Source organism: Metabacillus herbersteinensis (genome assembly GCF_042433335.1).
Taxonomy (GTDB): domain Bacteria; phylum Bacillota; class Bacilli; order Bacillales; family Bacillaceae; genus Metabacillus; species Metabacillus herbersteinensis.
The window spans coordinates 101,696-124,582 of the sequence record NZ_JBHLVO010000007.1; the positions used below are offsets into that span (position 1 = coordinate 101,696).

22 protein-coding genes and 1 other annotated feature are annotated in these 22,887 nt (G+C 36.4%); of the genes, 5 read left to right on the top strand and 17 right to left on the bottom strand.

The features are described 5' to 3' along the window. Nucleotides 1-113: 113 nt before the first annotated feature. The 4 genes from ACFFIX_RS11010 to mecA form a co-directional block, all read right to left on the bottom strand. Nucleotides 114-344: a hypothetical protein gene (locus ACFFIX_RS11010; RefSeq protein WP_378933820.1), complete on the bottom strand. Its 231-nt coding sequence runs from the start codon at nucleotides 342-344 to the stop codon at nucleotides 114-116. Nucleotides 345-357: 13 nt separating this feature from the next. After that, nucleotides 358-1,554: a competence protein CoiA gene (locus tag ACFFIX_RS11015; protein ID WP_378933822.1), complete on the bottom strand. Its 1,197-nt coding sequence runs from the start codon at nucleotides 1,552-1,554 to the stop codon at nucleotides 358-360. A 128-nt stretch (nucleotides 1,555-1,682) separates the two neighbouring features. Next, the gene (gene cls / locus ACFFIX_RS11020) at nucleotides 1,683-3,194 is read right to left on the bottom strand and encodes a cardiolipin synthase (RefSeq protein ID WP_378933943.1); all 1,512 of its coding nucleotides are present in this window, start codon (nucleotides 3,192-3,194) and stop codon (nucleotides 1,683-1,685) included. Between the two features lie 426 nt (nucleotides 3,195-3,620). Further along, nucleotides 3,621-4,286: an adaptor protein MecA gene (gene mecA, locus ACFFIX_RS11025; protein WP_378933824.1), complete on the bottom strand. Its 666-nt coding sequence runs from the start codon at nucleotides 4,284-4,286 to the stop codon at nucleotides 3,621-3,623. 448 nt (nucleotides 4,287-4,734) lie between these two features. Between mecA and ACFFIX_RS11030 the strand changes: the two genes are divergently transcribed. Then, nucleotides 4,735-5,412 carry a TerC family protein gene (locus tag ACFFIX_RS11030; RefSeq protein WP_378933826.1) on the top strand — a complete coding sequence of 226 codons (678 nt, stop codon included), beginning with the start codon at nucleotides 4,735-4,737 and terminating at the stop codon, nucleotides 5,410-5,412. A 125-nt stretch (nucleotides 5,413-5,537) separates the two neighbouring features. On the opposite strand, the gene spxA is transcribed toward ACFFIX_RS11030, so the two are convergent. Together spxA and ACFFIX_RS11040 are read right to left on the bottom strand one after the other, a co-directional pair. Then, on the bottom strand, nucleotides 5,538-5,933 hold the full coding sequence (gene spxA / locus ACFFIX_RS11035; protein ID WP_378933828.1) for a transcriptional regulator SpxA: 396 nt from the start codon (nucleotides 5,931-5,933) through the stop codon (nucleotides 5,538-5,540). Nucleotides 5,934-6,238: 305 nt separating this feature from the next. Then, the gene (locus ACFFIX_RS11040; protein WP_378933829.1) at nucleotides 6,239-6,817 is read right to left on the bottom strand and encodes a GNAT family N-acetyltransferase; all 579 of its coding nucleotides are present in this window, start codon (nucleotides 6,815-6,817) and stop codon (nucleotides 6,239-6,241) included. 127 nt (nucleotides 6,818-6,944) lie between these two features. On the opposite strand from ACFFIX_RS11040, the gene ACFFIX_RS11045 reads away from it, so the two are divergent. Next, nucleotides 6,945-7,124, top strand: a complete 180-nt coding sequence (locus ACFFIX_RS11045) for a hypothetical protein (RefSeq protein ID WP_378933830.1) — start codon at nucleotides 6,945-6,947, stop codon at nucleotides 7,122-7,124. 54 nt (nucleotides 7,125-7,178) lie between these two features. On the opposite strand, the gene ACFFIX_RS11050 is transcribed toward ACFFIX_RS11045, so the two are convergent. From ACFFIX_RS11050 to ACFFIX_RS11075, 6 genes are all read right to left on the bottom strand, one after another. Continuing rightward, complete coding sequence (locus tag ACFFIX_RS11050; RefSeq protein WP_378933831.1) at nucleotides 7,179-8,390, bottom strand: putative glycoside hydrolase; 1,212 nt, start codon at nucleotides 8,388-8,390, stop codon at nucleotides 7,179-7,181. Nucleotides 8,391-8,597: 207 nt separating this feature from the next. Further along, entirely contained in the window at nucleotides 8,598-9,542 is a 945-nt protein-coding gene (locus tag ACFFIX_RS11055; protein WP_378933832.1) for an oligopeptide ABC transporter ATP-binding protein OppF, read from the bottom strand. Then, nucleotides 9,543-10,586 (bottom strand): ABC transporter ATP-binding protein, encoded by a 1,044-nt coding sequence (locus ACFFIX_RS11060; protein ID WP_378933833.1) that lies wholly within the window; start codon nucleotides 10,584-10,586, stop codon nucleotides 9,543-9,545. It lies immediately after the preceding gene. 20 nt (nucleotides 10,587-10,606) lie between these two features. Further along, complete coding sequence (opp3C, locus tag ACFFIX_RS11065; protein ID WP_378933835.1) at nucleotides 10,607-11,641, bottom strand: oligopeptide ABC transporter permease; 1,035 nt, start codon at nucleotides 11,639-11,641, stop codon at nucleotides 10,607-10,609. Then, a complete protein-coding gene (gene opp3b / locus ACFFIX_RS11070; RefSeq protein ID WP_378933837.1) occupies nucleotides 11,641-12,570 on the bottom strand; it encodes an oligopeptide ABC transporter permease in 930 nt (309 codons plus the stop codon). Before opp3b ends, opp3C begins: the two co-directional genes overlap by 1 nt. 142 nt (nucleotides 12,571-12,712) lie before the next feature. Next, entirely contained in the window at nucleotides 12,713-14,416 is a 1,704-nt protein-coding gene (locus tag ACFFIX_RS11075; RefSeq protein WP_378933839.1) for a peptide ABC transporter substrate-binding protein, read from the bottom strand. A gap of 405 nt (nucleotides 14,417-14,821) precedes the next feature. Here ACFFIX_RS11075 and ACFFIX_RS11080 point away from each other — a divergent pair, with 405 nt between their 5' ends. The 3 genes from ACFFIX_RS11080 (at nucleotide 14,822) to ACFFIX_RS11090 (ending at nucleotide 17,088) form a co-directional block, all read left to right on the top strand. Then, nucleotides 14,822-15,181 carry a DUF3899 domain-containing protein gene (locus tag ACFFIX_RS11080; RefSeq protein ID WP_378933841.1) on the top strand — a complete coding sequence of 120 codons (360 nt, stop codon included), beginning with the start codon at nucleotides 14,822-14,824 and terminating at the stop codon, nucleotides 15,179-15,181. Nucleotides 15,182-15,228: 47 nt separating this feature from the next. Beyond that, nucleotides 15,229-15,438, top strand: a binding site (T-box leader). Nucleotides 15,439-15,659: 221 nt separating this feature from the next. Continuing rightward, a complete protein-coding gene (trpS, locus tag ACFFIX_RS11085; RefSeq protein ID WP_378933843.1) occupies nucleotides 15,660-16,649 on the top strand; it encodes a tryptophan--tRNA ligase in 990 nt (329 codons plus the stop codon). Nucleotides 16,650-16,797: 148 nt separating this feature from the next. After that, on the top strand, nucleotides 16,798-17,088 hold the full coding sequence (locus ACFFIX_RS11090; protein WP_378933845.1) for a hypothetical protein: 291 nt from the start codon (nucleotides 16,798-16,800) through the stop codon (nucleotides 17,086-17,088). 143 nt (nucleotides 17,089-17,231) lie between these two features. Here ACFFIX_RS11090 and ACFFIX_RS11095 read toward each other — a convergent pair whose 3' ends face one another. From ACFFIX_RS11095 to ACFFIX_RS11115, 5 genes are all read right to left on the bottom strand, one after another. Next, the gene (locus ACFFIX_RS11095; RefSeq protein ID WP_378933847.1) at nucleotides 17,232-17,984 is read right to left on the bottom strand and encodes a YjbA family protein; all 753 of its coding nucleotides are present in this window, start codon (nucleotides 17,982-17,984) and stop codon (nucleotides 17,232-17,234) included. 182 nt (nucleotides 17,985-18,166) lie between these two features. Then, entirely contained in the window at nucleotides 18,167-19,072 is a 906-nt protein-coding gene (gene opp4C, locus ACFFIX_RS11100) for an oligopeptide ABC transporter permease (protein ID WP_378933848.1), read from the bottom strand. Between the two features lie 18 nt (nucleotides 19,073-19,090). Continuing rightward, nucleotides 19,091-20,056, bottom strand: coding sequence for an oligopeptide ABC transporter permease (gene opp4B / locus ACFFIX_RS11105; protein WP_378933850.1), 966 nt, complete (start codon nucleotides 20,054-20,056; stop codon nucleotides 19,091-19,093). Between the two features lie 43 nt (nucleotides 20,057-20,099). Further along, complete coding sequence (opp4A, locus tag ACFFIX_RS11110; protein WP_378933852.1) at nucleotides 20,100-21,833, bottom strand: oligopeptide ABC transporter substrate-binding protein; 1,734 nt, start codon at nucleotides 21,831-21,833, stop codon at nucleotides 20,100-20,102. A gap of 57 nt (nucleotides 21,834-21,890) precedes the next feature. Next, nucleotides 21,891-22,886: an ABC transporter ATP-binding protein gene (locus ACFFIX_RS11115; protein ID WP_378933854.1), complete on the bottom strand. Its 996-nt coding sequence runs from the start codon at nucleotides 22,884-22,886 to the stop codon at nucleotides 21,891-21,893. Nucleotide 22,887: the final 1 nt, after the last annotated feature.

Below are 22,887 nucleotides of genomic sequence, written 5' to 3' on the forward strand. Positions count from 1 at the left end.
CGCTTAATAGGTACACGCTCAAGAGTATTGCTGTTACATATCGTTTCATTCTTCAACCCATTTTTCTTCTAATATGACTTTTGTCCGCTATTTCTATACTATTCTATAAATTCTTACAAATCAATATTACCCGCTTGAAGGATGCTGGCAATGTCAGCAGGAGCAGGATTGTTCGCTTCATCTAAATCTTGACTCTGCCTTGCTTCCTTTGTCAAATAATATGCTGCTGCACCTATTCCTAATGCAGAAATTGTAAAGATAAATGGGTTGTTGTTTTTTCTTTTTTTATTAAACATTTCTTCACCTCTATGTTTTATTTTTCCTTCATAGGTTGTTCTAAACATGTAAAATCATGCACTAAAACTTTGATAAATGAAGTAGTTTTTGTTTCGTCCATTCATCTGATTCTACTAATTGATGGGGATCATTTGTCCATACAACATCTTTAACTTTGATAAACTCTCCATCCTTACCTTTTCTAATTAAGCCAAGGCTACAGAGACAAGATAAATATTCTTTTAATGTGTAAGAAAAATGCATATTTTTTATGTGTGGCAAGTAACGTATTTTAACACGACGTTCATTGATTTTACGGGTGATCTCACGAGTTATGTCTCGAAAAGAAAAAGAAGCTCTTTTTGAATCAATATAAAGTAAGATATACGTTTGCCATATATAACTGTTTGACTGAATTAAATAGGCTGTTTTAATTGGCAGCAAGGCAAGCGTCGGGATATATGCAATTGGAAGCTGTTTTTTTGTATAAAGCAGTGAATTAAAATATCGAACTTCTGAGGATTCAAATGGTGGAGGTAGTAGCCGAAAGCGGGACACTTTCTTAAACCAGTTTGCATAAAGAGCCTGCATGCTCACTTCCTTCCTAAATAAGCTGTGATAATTAGTAGAATCTATATGGACTATTTCTGAGATAGCTAACACATTTTGAGAAGTAAAAGGAATGATGTGATGAAGGATAATGAAAGATTTTTGAACTGGACAATATACAATCAATTTTGGAGGTTGAGACGTTTTGGAGATCATTGTAAAAAGCCATACGAAAGGGGTCATTCTATAAGTATTAGTCCCTGTTCTTTGTACCTTTTTAGCTCCTAGCACCCATTGAACAGTGATAGATAATTGTTGTAGTTTCCTTGAACGTTGTAGCAAGCTTTTTTGATCAATCGTTGAGCATTGATATTCGATGGCTACCTTTTTTTCTGCTTGCTCAAAATAGATGTCTGGCCTTTGTTGGATAGCTGGCAAATAATACTCTAGATAGACGGAATCAACTTGTTGCTTTTGAATCCATTGGAATAACTGTAGCTTTCCACTTAGATGGTATTCACTCTCTGGTTCCCCTTTAATGAAACATAAGTCATTCTTTTTATGAGAAAAGTGAGGGATTTTTATAGAGCCTATTTTCAACTCCACCCCTCTCTTGCAAACAGGACATTCAAAAACTGTTTCTTTCCTTATTACTTTTAATTCGTCTTTCGACCACTTTTTTTCTGCAACATTCACGTACTCCTTCCGCTCATTCAGTGCAATCAACACCAGCCTCTCCCCTTCCTTCTTTACCTGAATGAAGTTATTATCTATTAAGTTTTTAATTCAAGCAAACAGTCAAAATTCAATTTTGTCTGTGGAAAACAAAAAAATAGACGAGATAAACGATCTAATCTCTATAGCAACGGTGACATGAGTCTTGCCGTAGACTCGTATAATTTTTTATGAAATGGACGTTTCGTGAATTCCTCCAGCAGAATTTCATGTGAGTGTTCAATATCTAGAATAAACTCCTCTACGAGCTTTTGAGTGCTGCTCGTTCTGTACAAGAAGGCATTGACTTCAAAGTTCAAATGAAAGCTCCTCATGTCCATGTTAGCTGTGCCGATAGAAGCTAGCTCGTGATCTACAAGAATGATTTTACTGTGTAAAAATCCATTTTCGTATTCATAAACTTTTACACCTGTTTCTAATAATTCTGGAAAATAAGAACGTGATGCATAGTAAACAATTTTTTTATCAGGTCTATTTGGAACGAGTAAACGTACATCTATTCCACTCAAGGCAGCAACCTTTAAGGCTGAGAGAATGTCCTCATCAGGTACAAAGTAAGGGGATGCGATCCAAATCGATTTTTTTGCAGAAATGATCATTGAAAAAAAGAGATGTTTGATGATTTCCCATTTATTATCGGGGCCACCCGCAATTAGCTGAACTCCTCCAGCTGATTCTGCTAATTTTAGTTGTGGTGATAAATACTTCTCACTAAGCAGTTTCGTATCTGTCATATAATACCAATCTTGAAGAAAAATCATCTGCAAAGTCCGAACTGCTTCCCCTCTAATGAGTAAGTGTGTGTCACGCCAAAATCCGAAGTATTTATCTTTTCCCAGATATTCATCTCCCACGTTTAAGCCACCAACAAACCCAACCGTTCCATCAATCACAATTATTTTCCGATGGTTTCTAAAGTTAATTTTATTGTTGAAAAAAGGCAAACGAACCGGCAAGAAAGGAATCATTTCAATCCCAGAGAGCTTTAATTCTTTTATGTATTCCTTAGAAAGTTTCCAGCTTCCAACGGCATCATAAAGAAAGCGGACTTCAACTCCTTCTTTCGCTTTTTTTATTAGTGCATTTTTTAGTTGCTGACCGACTGCATCATGTCTCACAATGTAATACTCAAGGTGGATATGATTTTCAGCTTTGTGAATCTCTTCAAAAATGTGTTGAAAGGTTTCAATTCCATTCGTTAGCGCTTTTGTTTGAGTAGCAAAAGAAATTGGACTATGTCCCAATCTATGTGCTAGCTTAAAAAGCAATTGCTGATGATCACCCATATGTATCATTTTATCTTGATAGGAAGATTGATTGCCTTCAAGTTCTAAATAAACTTTTTGATCAATTAATGCTTTTTTATTAAACAATCTTCTTTTTTTAACATTTCGTCCAAAAAATATATAGAAGAAAAAACCTACTAACGGAAATCCTCCAAGAACGACCAGCCAAGTTATCGTGTGTGAAGGATGGCGATTTTCCAAAAAAATCACAAACGCAATAAAAACAATAGAAAAGGTAAAGAGGATAGTCACTACAGCTACAATCCAGTCTCCCCAAAAGCTTTTTGTCATATATAATATTGAAACAATTACTGCCGCAAAAAGTAACACACGTACAGTGTTTTTCATTTTTTCACCTAATTCAGAGGATTTGTTAAAAAGCGTAAGCGCCTTGTTCAGAGGAAGAAAGGCTAAGTTCGCAACGTCCTGTTGCAACGCCTTTCTCACCTTCATCCTGAAGGAGTCCGACAAGCATAAGACGATTCTAAATAGAAGGCGTTCTTTGCCTTCAATTTAGAATTGGCTTATGACCTCGAGGCAGTCAAATACGCGACGTCAATCGCCATGACTGCACTAGCACGTCCTGTGCGTCGGGGCTAGGCGCTGAGCTGGACTTGCGAAACGCTTACTGTGTCTTAAAATTATATAAATTCAGGTAGTAGTACAAAAGCGCAAGCGCTTTGTTCAAAGGAGGCGCACACTTATTCTTTACATTATATACTTCATTTACAATATACAAAAACCGATTTCAACTAAATGAAATCGGCTCTTTAATTACGAAAAATGTTTCTTAATCACGTTTAAAGCGCGATCTTTCGCAATCTCTTTTCCATATTCTTCAAGACGATGAATCGTAACTCTCGATTCTTGTCCATACTCCAGAACAATACTTAATTTATTTTCAATCTCTTCATCATCGACGTCATCATCGAACTCAACATAGAGATAATAGTAATTATCTAGTGCATATAGGTGATTCTTCATTTCTGAAAAAGGATATTTAGCTAAGGCAATCACATGTTCAAAATCATTAAACTTAACCACAAACTGTAATTGTTGTTCATATTCTTCATCAGACTCTTTATCTGATTCTGATTTATTAAAATGTTGATCTAACAACGATTCAATGTTTTCATCTACAGGTAATTCTTTTAGCTTATCATCTGATAGCGCTAGTTCTATTTTTTGCCCATCTTTTGATAACTGCGCCTTTGTGACAATAACCTCTAGTCCTTTATCTAAAGCTTGAACTTGAATCCAAAGAGGTCCTTCTACCATGAACTCTTCTTCTTCATGAACTTCATCCATCATTTCCCAAAATAATTCTTCACTTCGTTCGCGATTATACCAAATCTCATCACGATCAAAGCCACGATCTTCAATATCTCTATACGAAATATAAAATTTAACGGTGTGTTCATTAATTCGTTCTATTTCCATTCTGATTACCTTCCCTTCTTTTTAAGATGTTGAAGGGACAACGAAACCCCCACTTTAAACTGTTCAAGACCCCCACAATCATCAAAGCTACGAATCTCAGGAAATGAGACTCTTCAAGCCTTCATGATGCGCTTACTTAAACTCGGACGATATAAGTTGTACATTACTTCACTTTACCCAAAACGAGTGAACTTTAATCGTGAGTGTAAAGCCTTTAGAAGCTCCCTAAAAGAACCCCATCCCTCAAACAAGATCAATTCTTCATAAATAATCTTGTACTCTTATTTTATGATAAAACTTCGTTTAAGGAAATAAAAAACCTCTGAATTTACAAAAACAGTTATTTACCTAGTACCCACTACGCAATAACTCATCATAATTTGGGTTTAGCCTCATATAAATGGTACGAGCATCTAATTATAACCTCGCCCTGAAAGAAGGTCACATAATGGAACAGGATTTTATCTTATCACTACTTATGATTATTGGCATTGATTTAGTACTCGGTGGCGATAATGCAATTGTTATCGCGATGGCTTGTCGAAATCTACCTACAAAACAACGAAATAAAGCAATTATTCTCGGAACCTTTTTAGCCATTTTCTTTAGAATTTTCATCACGATAATTGCTGTCTACCTTTTGAAGGTTCCATTTCTTCAGCTAGTAGGTGGAGTCTTCCTCCTTTATATCGCGTTCCACTTAATCGTTGGCAAAGACGATGAAAGCGGCAAGGTTAAAAGCTACCAGTCCTTGTGGAAGGCTGTTCAAACAATTGTGATCGCAGACTTATTAATGGGACTTGATAATGTCATCGCAATTGCTGGTGCAGCAAACGGAAGCAACCTGTTAGTGGTTATCGGCTTATTTATCTCAATCCCTATCATTATATGGGGTAGTAAAATTATTCTTGTTCTTTTAGATCGGTTTCCAATACTTATTTATGTGGGAGGTGGTTTATTAGCCTTTACAGCGGGAAAAATGATTAGCGGTGAAAATCAACTTGAGCACTTACTATCCTCTCATCCGATAATCGGCCAAAGCCTTCCCTTTTTAACAACGAGCTTCATATTACTTGGCGGATTGCTTTATCAACAAATGGGTATTTGGAAATCTGAGAAAAAATAAATCTAGCGTAACAAAAGCGCTGGAGCTGGATTTGCGAAATGCAGACTTATTATCAAATTTTCTTATATGTTAAAGAAAATGAAACCTTCCCACTGTATTAAAAGGGAAGGTTTCATTTTATCTATTTAGTTCACTAATCTCTGTGCTTCTCTTAGCTGATACGTACGAACTCTTCGAGGAAGAAAACGACGAATCTCATCTTCGTTGTAACCTACCTGTAGTCTTTTTTCGTCAATAATGATTGGGCGACGAAGCAAACCTGGGTTTTGTTGAATAAGGTCATATAAATCCTGCAATGGCATAGCTTCCAAATTAATATTTAATTTTTGGAAGATCTTAGAACGAGTTGAAATGATTTCATCTGTTCCATCTTCAGTCATACGTAAGATTTCCTTAATTTCTTCAACAGATAACGACTCAGAGAAAATATTGCGTTCCGTATAAGCAATCTCATGTTCCTCTAACCACGCTTTTGCCTTTCGACATGAAGTACAGCTTGGTGACGTATATAATGTTACCATAAACCTTCACTCCTCCAACTATAGAATGAGTAAGCTAATCAACTTAGATGTATATGCAAATTGAAATTACTTTAAATAAGTAATGTCTATAATGATTATACTATAAAAAAGTAAGTTAGCATATATTTTTTTAACTAAAAGTTTGACAAAACAAGTACAGTGGACTTAACTACCTATATATAGTACTTATACTGGAGAAAACTAATTTCACTGCAGGATATCAACACATATTCTGAGTCGCTTAGTAAAAATGATCTATGTCCTGAGGTTTAATTCATCATTTATTTTAAAAAACTAATTCTCAATTAGCTTAAATGATCGAAAATATCTTTTTGTTCACCATCTTGTTCAAGGGTTAGTACTTCATCAACATTTTGATAAGACTGACCATATAGTTCTTTGTCTTTGTATGTATGAATCATCTCGTAGGTTTTTTTCATGGCTTCATAAATTAATTCTTCGGATTCGTTTGTTGGAGACCAGTAGAGGATTTCCATCTTGTTAATTTGATTTGTAGCAAGTGATCGACGATTATACCCAATCGAGCTCGCATGTTCAAATCCTTCACGCTGATAGAATTTTAGACGTTTTCCTGAATCACTATCTTCGTAGTCAACTGGTTCAACTTCGAGAATAATTGCTTTTCCTTTTACTTTAAGTTTCTCTAATAACTTATGACCCAACCCTTGCCCACGGGCATCTTTTGAAACAAAGATATAATCAATAAAGATAAAATTAGTAAGTTCTGCATACATCAACACATGGAGTGGCCCTTCATCTTTATGATAAATATCTCCTTTTTCTTTAAGAAGCATTTCTATATGCTCCCTAGATTTCATTTCTTCAATTGGAAAATACTGATTTAGTTTTTCATACCAATTCACCTGCATTGCTCCCTTTTGTTTTTTCTATACCCTTTATTAATTCTACTACGTTTATATATACCCTCTTTTAATAAGCTTAAACATGAATTAGAATAGAATTAACATATTTTATTAGGGGATGAAAAATATGGTTGAATATTTGGTTGACTTTGTCCTGGTAGCTGTTTTGGTCATTGGTTTAACTGCTACTATGGGTGTTCTTGCAAATGCGATCGGTATTAATGTTTTTGGAGGAAAAAAGAAAAGTGCTTTTGTCGATCAATCCCAAAAAACTCAAGTAGGTTGGAAAAAAGTGAAGAGAAGTTAGCATAGTAAAAGACCGTTTAAAAGCATCAGCTTTAAAACGGTCTTTATTTTTCACTTATTTCAGTGGAGTGTAGTCAACTCCCGGTGAGTAGGTATTCCCCGCATTCCATAATAAGAATTCATCGATTCCCTGCTCATTTAATGCTTTAATTTGCGCTTCTACCTCTGGTTTACCATACTTTTTGTAATTGCCTTTGCCCAAGTAGGAAGCGGTGAAATCTTGTATCCAAGGCCTAGAGATCGGTCGATTTTTGAGTTCAGCGAGCTTTTTGTTTTCTAGCTTCGCGTACTCTGTTATTAGCTTATATGGTTCAAGGTCTGGCTTGTTGATGCCAAAATAGGCAGTCCAGTGGCTCGGATAAATCATAGAGGAAATAACATCAACATTTTCGGATATTTTCGAGAAGTTCTGCCCGATACCTGGTGCCTCTGGTAGTGTTGCTGTATAACCAAAAATATCAACAGATACCTTTACACCATATGGTTTTAGCTTCTCCTTTGCATAAGCAACAAAGTCAGTAATAGCAGAAACACGTTTTTGTACATTATCTTGATCTGAATTTTCGTATTGACCCATATTAAAAACCAAGGTTGAATCCCGCTTTTCAAATCCTTCAGGAAAACGAACATAATCAAATTGTATTTCTTGAAATCCGAGCTTGGCTGCTTCAATGGCGATATCTACGTTATAATCCCATACTTCTTTCATAAACGGATTTACAAACGACTCCCCGCGACCATTTTTCCAAACTGTATTTCCTTCCTTAAAGGACCATTCCGGCTTTTTATTAGCTAGTACTGAGTCTTTAAATACTACAACTCTTGCAATAGGATATATTTCTTTTTCTTCCATAATTTCTAACATTTCAGTTGGATTCTTAATATAATTTTTACTTATATCAAAAAATGCTGAGGTTGGTTCAGGCTGATACGTTAAATTTCCATAGTCATCTTTAACATCAATGACCATTGCATTCAGGTCAGTTTGCTCCATTAAAGTACTAAGTTTATTAAACTTTTCTCCACCCGCAGAATGCCCAGTTACATAAACACCTCTAATGGCATCTGGGTATGGAAAAGTAAAGCCTGAATCGAATACAAAGCGTGGTGGATCTTCTGGTAATTTTCTTTCTTTCAAAACAGTTTGCTTCGAACTATGAGTTGAGAATACAAGATTCTCTTCTCCATATCCTTTATTTGAAAAGAGAAGTCCTGAGAATAGGATGATAAGTAGTGTGAGAATAAACGATTTTTGTACAAATTGCATGTCTGGAGTCCCCCATTGTAAGTCTACCCTTAGTATATAGAAAATGCAGAAGCCTTTATAGGTGAAAATTGAATCATTTGTAGTTGTAAAATTAAAAAGTATTTGTCAGTTAACTGAAGTTGCCGTACATAGATCATATGTAAGAGGTAGGGATTTTAGCAGAGTTTAAAAAAACCCACCACATAGTGATGAGTTTTTTTAAAAGTATTAAACAGTTGCGTGTTGTTTTTGATATTGTTTAAATTCTGTTTCAGAACACATAACAAAGTGACCTGGTTTTACTTCACGGAACTGCGGCTCTTCACCTGGTTTGTAATTGTGCTGATCTGGGTCATATGTTTTTCTTACACGCGTTCTCTCATAGTCCGGGTCTGGAAGAGGAATCGCTGAAAGCAATGATTGGGTATAAGGATGAATTGGATTTCTGTATAATTCATCAGCATTTGCCAGTTCCACTAGCTTTCCATAATACATAACGCCAATACGATCACTAATATATTTAACCATAGACAAATCATGGGCAATAAACAGGTAGGTTAATCCTTTTTCTTTTTGCAGCTTTCTCATTAGGTTAACAACCTGTGCTTGAATAGATACATCTAAAGCTGAAATTGGCTCATCGGCAATGATAAACTTTGGCTCAACAGCTAATGCACGCGCAATTCCGATACGTTGACGTTGCCCACCACTAAATTCATGTGGATAACGATTCGCGTGCTCACGATTTAAACCAACTGTTTCAAGCAGTTCAACCACTCTATCCATTCTCTCTTTGTTGTTTTTAGCAAGACCGTGAATGTCGATACCTTCTGCGATCAGATCCGATACTTTCATTCTTGGATTAAGTGAAGCATATGGATCTTGGAAAATCATTTGCATTTTACGATTGAATTTTTTCAAATCCGAACGTGATTTCTTCCCATGGACGTTCTCACCATCAAAAAGTACTTCTCCACCTGTTGCATCGTAAAGACGAATAATTGTACGTCCTGTTGTTGATTTTCCACAACCAGATTCTCCAACTAATCCTAATGTTTCACCACGATAAATATCAAAGGAAATATCATCAACTGCTTTCACTTCATTTGGTTTCCCAATATTAAAATGTTGCTTTAAATTTTTAATTTCTAAAAGTTTTTCTCTTTGTGTCATCTATTTCCCCTCCTTTATTTCAGGGAATTTACGTCTGCGTTTTTTAACTGCCTCTGGTGGCTCTACTTTAGGTGCATCTGGATGTAGTAACCAGGTTGCGGCATAGTGCGTGTCAGAAACTTTAAACATTGGAGGTTGTTTCTCCAAGTCAATTTGCATCGCATACTCATTACGAGGTGCAAATGCATCACCTTTAGGAGGGTATAAAAGGTCAGGTGGTGTGCCAGGAATCGCATATAATTCAGAGTCCTCTGAGTCAAGACTTGGCATTGAGCTTATTAGGCCCCAAGTATATGGATGTTGCGGGTTATAAAAGACTTCATCCACTGTTCCAGTTTCTACAATTTTCCCACCATACATAACCGCAACTCTGTCAGCAACATTTGCGACAACTCCAAGGTCATGGGTGATAAAGATAATCGAAGTATCAATCTTCTTTTGCAGATCTTTCATCAGTTCCAAGATTTGCGCTTGAATGGTAACATCCAAAGCAGTTGTTGGTTCGTCAGCGATCAAAACTTTTGGGTTGCATGCTAATGCAATTGCAATAACAACCCTTTGTCTCATCCCACCTGAAAACTGATGCGGATATTGATTAAATCGAGCTTCAGGTTGTGGAATACCTACTAATCTTAATAAATCGATTGCACGCTCTTTTGCAGCAGACTTACTCAAGTTTTGGTGCTTAATAATTGGTTCCATGATTTGCTTTCCGATTTTCATAGTTGGATTTAACGATGTCATTGGATCTTGAAAAATCATCGAGATATCTTTACCACGAATTTTTTGCATCGCACTGTTTGAAAGCTTTGCGATATCTTTTCCGTCAAAAAGAATTTGTCCTTCTTTAATCTCGGAGTTAGATTCAGGTAACAGCTTCATAATAGATTTTGTCGTAACTGATTTACCAGAGCCTGATTCCCCAACTATTGCTAACGTTTCACCTTTGTATAAATCAAAATTAACCCCTCGTATTGCTTGTACTTCCCCAGCAAACGTATGGAAAGAAATGTGTAAGTCTTTCACTTCTAATATTTTTTCCATTATCTATTCACCTACCTTTTCTAGTCACGCATTTTCGGATCTAATGCATCGCGAAGTCCATCTGCAATCATATTAAAGCAAATCATAATTAAACTAATAACGATTGCTGGATAAACCATTTGATATGGATATAAACGCAGCGTTTTAAAGCCATCATCGATTAAAGTCCCTAATGAAGCCAGTGGTGCTTGTAATCCTAGTCCAATAAAGCTTAAGAAGGCTTCGAAGAAAATAGCACTTGGTATCGTAAACATCGTGTTAATGATAATTACTCCAACTAAATTTGGAATCAAGCGCTTCCACATAATTCTCCGGTCAGTTGAACCTAAAGTCCTCGATGCTAAAACAAACTCTTGACTTTTCAGTTTAAGAACTTGTCCGCGTACAACCCTTGCCATACCAACCCAACCTGTAATTGTTAAGGCAACCGTTATCGACAGAATTCCGGGATCCAAAATAATAATCATTAAAATAACGACTATCAAGTTCGGAATACCAACTAATATTTCTATTATACGCTGCAACACATTATCAACACGGCCACCATAGTATGCTGAAATTGCCCCGTATGCAACACCAATCACCATATCAATAAAGGCTGCTAAAAATGCAATATATAAGGAAACTTGTGTGCCCTTCCATACACGAGAGAACAAGTCACGTCCTAAGTAATCTGTACCAAACCAATAGTATGTGCCAGCTTCAACATTCTTTGTTTCATAAACATCGTACGTTTTACCACTACGGTTTTCTAAAGTACCGTCAAATGGGAGCCAACTAACGTTTTCTAGAGCTTGAACCTTAGGAGGTAGATTTGAATACTTAGCGATTCCTAAATTAGGGTCGTGCCCACTCATATACGGGCCTACTAGAGCCATTATTGTTAAAAAAACTAACAGATAAAGACTGACAACTGCTGCCTTATTTTTTCTTACACGTAGCCAGGCATCTTGCCAATAGCTAAGACTGGGTTTCGAAATTTCTTCACTCTTATCTGAGTCAATTTTTGCGGGTACAAACATATCTTTATTGACGCTTTCATTATTTTGTGTCATTATTCTTTCCCTCCCGCCAAACGAATCCGCGGATCAATGATTCCATAGAGAATATCCACGACTAGAACAATTGCAACAAATAGAAAAGCAAAAAGAAGTGTTACACCCATAATAACAGGATAGTCATTTACGTTAATTGATTTAACGAATTGCTCTCCCAAACCAGGTATACCAAAGATTTTTTCAATGACAAGTGAACCTGTCATTAAACTAACGGTTAAAGGTCCTAAAACAGTAATAACTGGAATTAAAGCATTACGTAATGCATGTTTGAATGCTACATCGAAGGAGCTAGCTCCTTTTGCTCTTGCTAGTGTGATGTAATCAGACCCAAGTACTTCAATTAATTCAGTTCTTACAAAACGAGCAGCAATTGAGATTGGGAACATAGCTAATGCAATTGTCGGCAATATGCTATACTCAGGTCCTCTCCAGAATGCTACTGGCAACCAGCCTAATTTAACTCCAATATAGTATTGTAGCAATCCTGCGAAAACGAAGGATGGAATGGATTTACCGATTACTGCAATAAAAGTGGATGTATAGTCTACCCACGTGTTTTGTCTTAGCGCAGCAACAACTCCTAGTACAATTCCTATAATAGTACCAAAAAACATTGCTTGAAAACCTAGAATGGCCGAGGGACCGATACGATCTGCAATAATATCAGTAACTGGTGTGTTATTAAACTGAAATGAAATTCCTAGATCTCCTTTAATCAAGTTAACCATATAGTTCATATATTGTACTGGTACTGGCTCACCCAAACCGTACTTATCTTTCATAATCGTTAGCTGAGCTTCTGACAACTTAGCTGCATTTGAAAAAGGAGTACCGGGAATAACCTTCATGAGGAAAAAAGTAAAAGTGGCAATTAAAGCTAGAGTTAAGATCATGTAAAAAATTCGTTTTGATAAATATTTGACCATATGAGTTGCACCTCCTATGTTATTTTTAATTTTCAACATATTTCGACAATTATTCTACAGGGAAAAAGAGAGTATATTCCTACAATATACTCTCTTCCCTATTTGGTTATTATACCGATTTCGACTCACTTCGTAAATATACTTACTCAGCGTCTGTAATTTCAATCCACTTGTAGCTAAATTCTGCACCTACGTTGTGGTAAGTGAAGCCTTTAACTTTAGGGCTAATTAAGATACTTGAAGAACGTTGGTACACAGGCGCAAGCGCTGCATCGTCTTCTAGTAATACTCTTTCAGCTTCCTGTAGAGCTGCAAAACGTTCTTCAGGCTTATCAGCTAAAGTAGATTGTGAATCTTTAAGCAACTTATCATAAGTTTCGCTAGAATAAGCCATTTTGTTATTACCACCATCTGTGATCCAAAGATCAGAGAAAGAAATTGCATCTAGATAATCAGGACCCCAACCAGCGAATTGAAGATCGTAATCCATTTTAACGTCTCTATCTAAACGTACTGAGAAAGGAACGCTTTCTACTTTAATAGTAAGTCCTGGTAGATTTGCTTCTAATTGGCTACGGATGTACTCATCAGTTTTCTTAGATGTTTCAGTATCTCCACCTAAGTAAACTAGTTCAACTGAATCCTTGCCAATTTCTTTTAAGCCTTGCTCCCATAATTTCTTCGCTTCTTCAGCATTAAACTCTAAGAAATCTCCATTAACTTCACGGAAATCCTTACCGTCTGGACCAGAAACGAAATCTTTAGGTACAGCATAATTAGCAGGAAGTGAACCGTTGTTTAAAATGCTGTCTGTTAAATCTTGTTTGTTAAAGCCAGTCGCAAGTGCACGACGGATGTTTTCGTTTTTAAGTGCTTCGTTTTGTTGGTTCATTTTGATCCAGAAAATAGTTGGTTCTAAGTAATTTAAAAGGTTTGGATCTCCTTCATATTGTGGAACAATATCAGAAGCAAGCTTTCCAGTTATGTCAGCTTCACCAGTTTCAAAAGCATTTGCAGATGCTTGTGGATCTTTTAAAACGTTATATTGGATTTTTTCTAATTTTACAGTTTCAGCATCCCAATAGTCAGCGTTTTTCTCATAAGTCCATTCAGTAGCAGTAGTACCGCCCCAATTAGTTAATGTGAAAGGACCATTGTATACTAAGTTCTCGTGAGTCGCTGCGTAATTTTCACCTTGTTCTTCAACAAACTTTTGGTTTTGTGGATAGAATGTACCGAATGCCATTAATGATTCAAAGAATGGAATTGGTTTTACAAGTGTAACTTCAAGAGTTTTGTCATCTAGTGCTTTAACTCCTAAAGTGTTTAGATCATAGTCTTTTTTAGCTGCAGCTGCTTCTGTAATTTCAGTTGCACCAGCAATTTTACCATTCATCATGTAAGGACCATATGGTGATGCAGTTTCTGGATCGATTGCACGTTGCCATGCATAAACGAAATCATTTGCTGTTACAGGGTCACCATTAGACCATTTAGCTTCTCTTAATTTAATTGTGTAAACGGTTCCATCTTCGTTAGCTTCAGCTGAACCTTCAGCCATACCAGGAATTGCTTCTTGGTTCTGGTCTAAACGGTATAAGCCTTCCATTGCGTTGTTTAACGCTGTGAAACTTACAGCATCTTGTGCCATAACGCTATCCATTGATGGAATTTCAGATGCTTCTAAAACCTTCAATTCTTGTGGTACTGATGCTTGTTCTTCAGTAGCAGTATCATCACCGCCACCTTCTTCTTCTGAAGTATCTCCGCCACCATTGCATGCTGCTAAGAACATACTAAGTACTAGAGAAAGTGCTAAAAGTAGAAAAAATTTCGACTTTTTCACAAGTAGACCCCCCTTATATTTTTTAATAATTCTTACATAGGTTATTATACAAGTATTCGGACTATTATGCATTCACTTTTTTTACGAAAGTTTACACAAATGTAATAAAACCAGGCTATTTATGTCGTTAAATAGTAAAATAGCCCTATAAAATTTAATGGATATTTCAGTTATATTTCACCCCTTTAACGCATTAATTACTATCATAAAAAAGTTTGTAAAATTTTTAAAGCTACTGTAATGTTGTTCTTCCTCCCCTTTATGCACTTAATATGAATGTTCTATATATTTCATCAAAAAGAAACATTCTTACATTACATATTTTGAAAACTCTTCTATATTTGTGGTAGACAATACATTTGCTATAATTGAGAACAGGATATTATATAGAAAAGAGTGATCACTTTGCTTTCCAAAAACTCGATTATAGGGTTTATTATGTCTCTTGTTGCAACAATCTTCCTATCATTTATTATTTACCAAGAGTTAAAACTATTGTATTTTATAAATATTTCATTTTTAATCACGATCACTTGTCTGTTTATTTCATTGTTAACGCTAACGGTTAAAGCAGGTTTTTTTGACGGGATTTCCTATGGATTTAGAAGAATGTTTGTCTCAAAGGGTACGGAATTATCTAAAGATGAGGTTGAGGAGATGAAACCCGTATCAGAGCTTATTTCGTTTGATTTCTCTCCCCTTCTTTTCACAGGTCTAGCGTTGGGATTAGTAATGTTAATTGGACTTTATTTCTATTACGTATAATCAGATTGCATTTTGTCTGCTTCTTTCATATAATTAAAAAATCATATGATAACTCGTTGACGAAGAATAGTACACATAGTCGTTATTTTAAGAGAGCCTGTGGATGGTGGAAACAGGTAATAGCTTATGTGGAATGGACTTCTGAGAATCTGTATTGAACTTAAGTACGTACAGACGTGCTCCTACGTTATAGGATAATGAAGTGATTTCTTTCTTTAGAAATAATTAGGGTGGCACCGCGGTCCATCGTCCCTAGCAATAGGTACGAGTGGGCCTTTTTGTGTGGGAAAAACAAAAGCGCAAGCGCCTTGGTCAGCCTTAGGCATAGCATAAGGCGATTCTAAATTGAAGGCGTTCTTTGCCTTCAATTTAGAATTGACTTATGACCTCGAGGGGCTAGGCGCTGTAGCTGGATGCAGAAATGCTATCCAAAGTTCAAAAATATTTTAAATTCTTATACGATTTGGAGTGAATAACAGTGAAAACAATCTTTTCTGGCATTCAGCCTAGTGGTTCGGTTACATTAGGAAATTACATTGGAGCACTAAAACAGTTTATTGACTTACAGCAGGATTACAACTGCTACTTTTGCATCGTGGATCAACATGCAATCACAGTTTCACAGGATCGCTTACAGTTACGCAAAAACATCCGAAGTCTAGCTGCTCTTTATCTAGCGGTAGGATTAGACCCTGAAAAAGCAACACTATTCATTCAATCTGAAGTTCCAGCACATGCTCAAGCAGGCTGGATGTTACAATGTGTTGCATATATTGGAGAGCTTGAGAGAATGACACAGTATAAGGATAAGTCAGCAGGTAAGGAAGCCGTTTCAGCCGGTTTGCTCACATACCCTCCTTTAATGGCTGCAGATATACTTCTTTATGGAACAGATCTAGTTCCAGTTGGGGAGGATCAAAAACAGCATATTGAACTTACCCGCGATATAGCCGAAAGGTTTAACAAAAAATTCAATGACATCTTTACAATCCCAGAAGTCCGAATTCCGAAGGTCGGCGCCCGTATCATGTCTTTAACTGAACCAACAAAAAAAATGAGTAAGTCAGATCCTAACCTTAAATCTTTTATTACATTATTAGATGATCCAAAAACAATAGAAAAGAAAATTAAGAGTGCTGTTACCGATTCGGATGGTATTGTTAAGTTTGATAAGGAAAATAAACCTGGGGTCTCAAATTTACTTTCTATCTACTCTATTTTTACAAACGAATCGATTGAAGAGCTTGAAAATAAGTATGAAGGAAAAGGCTATGGAGACTTTAAAGCAGATCTTGCAGATGTTGTTGTTAACACATTAACTCCTATCCAAGAACGCTATAAGGAACTGATGGAATCAGAAGAGCTCGACCAAATTCTAGACCGAGGTGCTGAAAAAGCAAATGCAGCGGCCAATAAAATGGTTAAGAAAATGGAGAATGCGATGGGGCTAGGTAGGAAAAAGCGATAATAAAACTTCATATTAACTCTAACCTCCACTAAGAGTATCCTTTAAAATGCATTTTCATTTAAAGGATACTCTTTTGTATTGCTGCTGAAAAATAGGACATTGTGATATACTAATTTTGTAAGTTAATGACGAAAAAGGAGGGAGAACAATGGAGGAAAAATTAGATCTAATTTTAAATGAGCTGAAAATAATTAAAGATTCTCAGACAGAAGTGAAAGCAGATTTAGAAGGGTTGAAGGAAAAACAGCAAGAAATGAAGTATATTCTTGATGCTGTGAGAGAAAATCAAGATGTAAGTAACGCTAAGAATGAAGCTTTAGAAGGAATACAGGATCGTCAAGACCGTATTATTGCACAACTCACGTACAGATATTTTGATCACGATTCAGATATAAAAGACTTGAAACGTGAAATACATCAAATAAAAGTCCAAAGTTAACCTCCTAGTTACTACCTACAACTCTGTCCCTTCTGCATCTTCAATGAAATACTACCAATGTCAGAAATGATTTATTGCATATAAAAGCGACGTGATAGTGTGAAATCACGTCGCTTTTCCTGGTACTTAACTTGTCCACTTTTTTAATTAACCTTCGACTCGTGTTCCATTTCCCATAGCTTTTCGAAGAAGGGTTGTCCCTTAATTAGGTGTTCACAGAGCTGCAAATGCTTTGGACTCCAGCCTTGAAGAGTTTCTTCATATAGCTTTTGCCAAACAGCATCAAATTCTCTTGATTGAATTTGTTCGTACATCATCGGATTCCATTCTGTATACCAGTACTTTACTTCTGCTGCATTTTTTGTTGATTGAAGCTGATCTAATGCCATAAATAAAAGCTGTTTAAGTTGACGTTCTTTTCTTGTTAACCCTCTAACGTGTTCAGGTGATAGAGACAGGATATGATAATCTTTCTCTGATTCATTGCTCGAGTACTCGACTGAATACTCTTCAGGTTCCACGTCCTTTACCATCTCAAAAACTAACTGTTCTTGACGAGGAATAATTCGACTTTTGCGGATTGGAATTGTATAACCAATTGTATCGACGGCTATGATTCCATGTCCATCTGTCACAACAAAACAATAATCAAGCTGAATTCGTTCGTGGTTTTTACGTATGTACGATTTCTGAAAAATATCTTTTAATAAACTTGGTGGCAACTCAGCTAAATCATTTTCAATGTAAGAAAATAAAAGAGTGTTTACTTTAATCAATGGAACTTGATCAAAGAGCTCGACACTATCGTCTTTTCTCCATTCATGAAAATGACATACGTTGTAACCATTTTCCTCGCCTTCAAACCAATTTACCCAAACATCATGAAGAAATAACATTTTTACATCCCTCACTTCAGGACCTTTTGTCAATCAGTATAGGCAGAAGGTAGAGAGTTTATTCCAATAAATTCAGATTTTGGAATGAATATAAAATTAGTTGGACATACCGTCATTTCTTATTACAGCTACTAATAGATTCTAGTAATAGAAAAAACCCATCACAGACGTGACAGATTTTCTTATCGATAAGATTTTGGATTGAGTGCATCCTTTAATCCTTCGCCTATAAAGTTAATAGCCAAAATAGTAAACGTGATCATACCTGCAGGCGGCATCCACATCCAAATCTTGTCTCTTAATACATCTGATTGTCTTGCCTCAGATAGCATATTGCCCCAAGTCGGTATGTCAGCCGTTACACCAAAGCCTATAAAACTTAATCCAGACTCGATCACAATCATAATCGCAAGAATGAGAGTAGCTTGTACGATAATCGTTGAGCTAACATTTGGAAGAATATGTTTTATGATCACCTTTGATGGACTACAACCACTTGATACCGCTGCAAGAACGTATTCATTTTCTTTTTCAGACAAAATCTTACTTCTTACAATACGTGCAACTCCACCCCAGCTTAAAAAACTAATCACACTAATTAATGTCCATACTCCGGACACTTTACCTATTAAAATTGTGTTAATAACAATAACAAATGGTATAAAAGGAAAAAGAAGAACAAAGTCAGTAAATCTCATTAACATATTATCGATGATGCCACCGAAGTAACCCGCGATCGCTCCAACAATCGTTCCTATGATTGTAATGAGTAGCATACATGAAATCCCGATCAATAAGGAAGTCCTACCACCATGTAATAACCTCGTAAATACATCTCTACCATTTGAATCTGTTCCTAACCAATTTTCACTAGAAGGTTCCAACGTAATTTTTAAAAAATCAACCCTAGTAATATCATGTGTCGTAATATATGGAGCTAATATACTTGCAAATGATACGATAAGTAGGAAAATCAGACTGATCATTGCCAATTTATTTTTTAAAAATTTACGTTTAGCTATCGACCACGGAGAGGCACTCTTTGTTTTAACATTTGTTTGTACTTGCTTATTGCGAACGACTTCCATTATACCTGCTCCTTTCTCTTAGTCTATACGGATACGGGGATCAACAACTCCATACAAAAGATCAGCAACCAAGTTTCCTACCAAGGTTAATACTGAAAATAGCATTGTTAGTGACATCATCACTGAATAATCCCTTGTCTCGACAGATTGTAAAAATAAGAGTCCAATACCAGGATACGTGAAGATCGTTTCTGTTATAAAAGCTCCACTTACTAACGTAACTAAGTCGAACCCTAAATACGTAATAATTGGGATCATCGAGTTTCGTAAAATATGTTTATTGTAAATCAAAGATTCCTTCGTTCCCTTTGCACGGGCAGTTCGAACATAATCTTTGCGTGAATTTTCGATAATATCATTTCTTAAAAATTGAGCATACTGTGCGGTTGAGAGTAATCCTAATACAAGTGCTGGTAGTAATACATGATGGACTCTGCTCACGTAATATTCAAATGTTCCCTTTTCTAAGCCTACCTCTACAGAACCACTAAATGGAAATAAGTCGAGTTGAAAAGAAAAGAAATAGATTGCTAAAATACCAGCTACAAACGAAGGAATTGCCAAGCCTAGATAGTTATAAGTTGCAACAAGGTTATCACCGAGCGTATACGGTCTTCTCCCCGAATACATGCCCATAAAAAATGCTAGTAAATACGTAATTACAATAGATGTAATTGCAAGAAACAATGTATTTGGTAATCTTTCTACAATTAGTTCAGCGGTTGGCATTTTGTGTGTTGTTGATTTTCCAAAATCACCTTGAACAAAGCCTGTTATCCATTCCCAATACTGAATATGAATTGGATCATTGTATCCTAACTTCTCTCTCATCTCCTCAATATACTGAGGATTCGTATTCGATGGATCGATCTCCCCCCCAAAGGGGTCCCCTGGCATTAATTTAGCCAGGGCGAATACTACGAAAGAGATAAGGAGTAACATCGGTATCATGCCTAATAGTCTGCGAAGTGAATACTGTAGCATAGAGCACTCTCCTTACCCGTAGATATTGCAAAATTTAAGATACTTACTCTGTTACAGTCCACTCATGAACATTGTTTAATGAAGTTAATGCATTCACATGAACACCTTGAAGACGTTTGTTCACTGCATATAAATCCATGTTCTCCCATAAAGGAAGTGCTAGTAAATTTTCGTTGAAATGCTTTTGCCAATCAACGAATGCTTTTTCACGGTATGCTTGATCAAATGCTGCATCACTCTTCGTGTCTGCAATTAATTTGTCGCCTTCTTCATCAACGTAACGACCATAGTTCCATTCAAAGTGAGATCCCCATAATGCTTCTGGATCTGGATCAGCACCTGTTGACCAAGAACCAAAGAATGCTTCAAGCGCTTTATCATCATTGTCTTTCATTTCATTGTAAAGGTTAAATTCAATTAATTGACCTGTTGCAAGCTCTGTTTTCACACCGATATCATTCCAATTTTGCATAATTGCTTTAGAACGACCTTCAAATGTAGCTGGACCAGCGTAGTGTCCAAAAGAAATCTTGAACTCTTTGCCTTCTGGATCTTCAACAAATCCATCACCATTTGTGTCTTCATAGCCAGCTGTCGCTAATAGTTCTTTCGCTTTTTCTGGGCTATATTCATATCCATTTAATTCAGAAGGATCAGCAGATGCCCAAAATGTACTTGGGATAACAGTATTTGCAACTGATCCTTTTCCAGATAAGAAGGCTTTGATTAAAGCTTCACGATCAATTGCGTGTAAAAGTGCTTGACGAAGTTCTTTTGATTCGAATTTATCGTTATCAGCTACACTTTTACCTGCTTCTTTATCACGGCTACCAAAACGAAGTCCGATATACGAATACGCAACACCGTTTGTTTCTTCAACTGTAACATTTTCTAATCCACCAATTTGCTCCAAGTCTGCTGGACGAATAGACATTAAGTCAATTTCACCTTTTTCAAATGCACCTGCAGTTAGAGATGGATCAATAACCTTTACAACAACTCCATCAAGTTTCGGAGCACCCTGCCAATAATCATCAAAACGCTCAAGCTCAACATATTCCCCAGCTACTAGGTTTTTAAATTTAAAAGGTCCTAAGCCAACTGGATTTTTTCTAACAGGATCTGATTCCATTAAGTCTTTAACAGCAATTCCCTCATAAGCCTTCTGAGGCATTGGGGTTGGCCATAAATTTTCTAAGTTATTAATCTTCTTTTCTGCAAATGTAATCTTCACATTATAATCATCGATTACTTCAACACCTGAAATTTTTTCAGCTTTACCATCCTTAACGTCCTGTGCACCTTTGATGCCTTGAACGTAATTGTAACGTGGACCTGCATAGTCAGGATGCGCTAACGTTTCAAGTGCAAACACCCAGTCGTTTACAGTTAAAGTCTCACCGTTATGCCACTTAACACCTTCTTTAAGAGTAAACGTGTAAGTTAAGTTGTCTTCACTAATTTCCCAAGAAGCTAAATGTGGCTCATATACTAAGTCATCATTAACTGTATAAATATTGTCAGCAGTAAAAGATTGGATATCACTGTCTACTATACTTCCAGAGAATGCTGGATCAAAGATTCCTTCTGGTGCTGTATCTACTGCATATGTTACTGTTCCACCTTCAACTGGTTTGGCTGTTTCTTCTGTTGCTGGAGTTTCATCATCTTTTGTACCCGCGTCTTCTGTGGCTGTCTCTTTACCACCGCTACATGCAGCTAGAAACATTGACATGACTAGCATAAGCATTACTGCCCAAAGTACCGACTTTTTCATCTTTTTCCCCCCATTTTTTAAGTTAATGAAACTAAGTATGTTAACAAGGCAGCCATTTTAGGTATGTAAATGGCAAGCGACTCTATGCCCTTTTTTCACCTCCTTTAAAATTGGTTTTGTTTTCGAACACTCATCCATTGCATGTGAGCATCTTGGATGGAAAGGACATCCTGTCGGAGGATTTGCTGGGCTTGGCACATCACCTTGCAAGACGATGCGATCCTTCCTCTTCTTCGGATCTGGTTCAGGAATCGCCGAAATTAGTGCTTGTGTGTACGGATGAAGTGGCTCTGCATAAATACTCTCTTTATCGGCAATTTCCACCATATTTCCTAAGTACATTACTCCAATTCGATCACTCATATGCTTCACAACACTCAAATCATGAGCAATGAACAGAAACGTTAAATCAAAGTCTTTTTGAAGATCTTTTAATAGATTAAGAACTTGAGATTGTACAGACACGTCAAGAGCAGAAACTGGTTCATCTGCAATAATTAGCTTTGGCCTGAGTGCTAGTGCACGAGCAATTCCAATTCTTTGACGCTGTCCACCTGAAAATTCGTGCGCATATTTGTAATACGCATCTTCAGGTAATCCTACTTTTTCTAGTAGATCTAGGACCTCAGCTTTTAACTCTTTTTTTGTTTTTTTTAAGTAATTTCGAATCGGTTCTGATACAATGTCACCAACCATTTGCATTGGGTTTAAGGAAGCATATGGATCTTGGAAAACCATTTGCATGTCCTTTCGGATGTCTCTTAAAGATTTTCCAGTAACATTTGTAACATCTTTTCCGTCAAAGACGATCTTTCCATCCGTCGGTGCGAGTAACCTCATAATTGTTCGACCTGTTGTAGACTTACCACACCCTGATTCACCAACTAGTCCAAGAGTTTCACCATATTTTATTTCAAATGATAGATCATCGACCGCTTTGACTTGACCGATCGTTCTTTGTAAAAAACCACCTTTAATTGGATAGTACGTTTTTAAGTTATTCACTTCTAATAGTAGTGATTGATTTTTTGCTAGGGTTGTAGTTTCACTCATT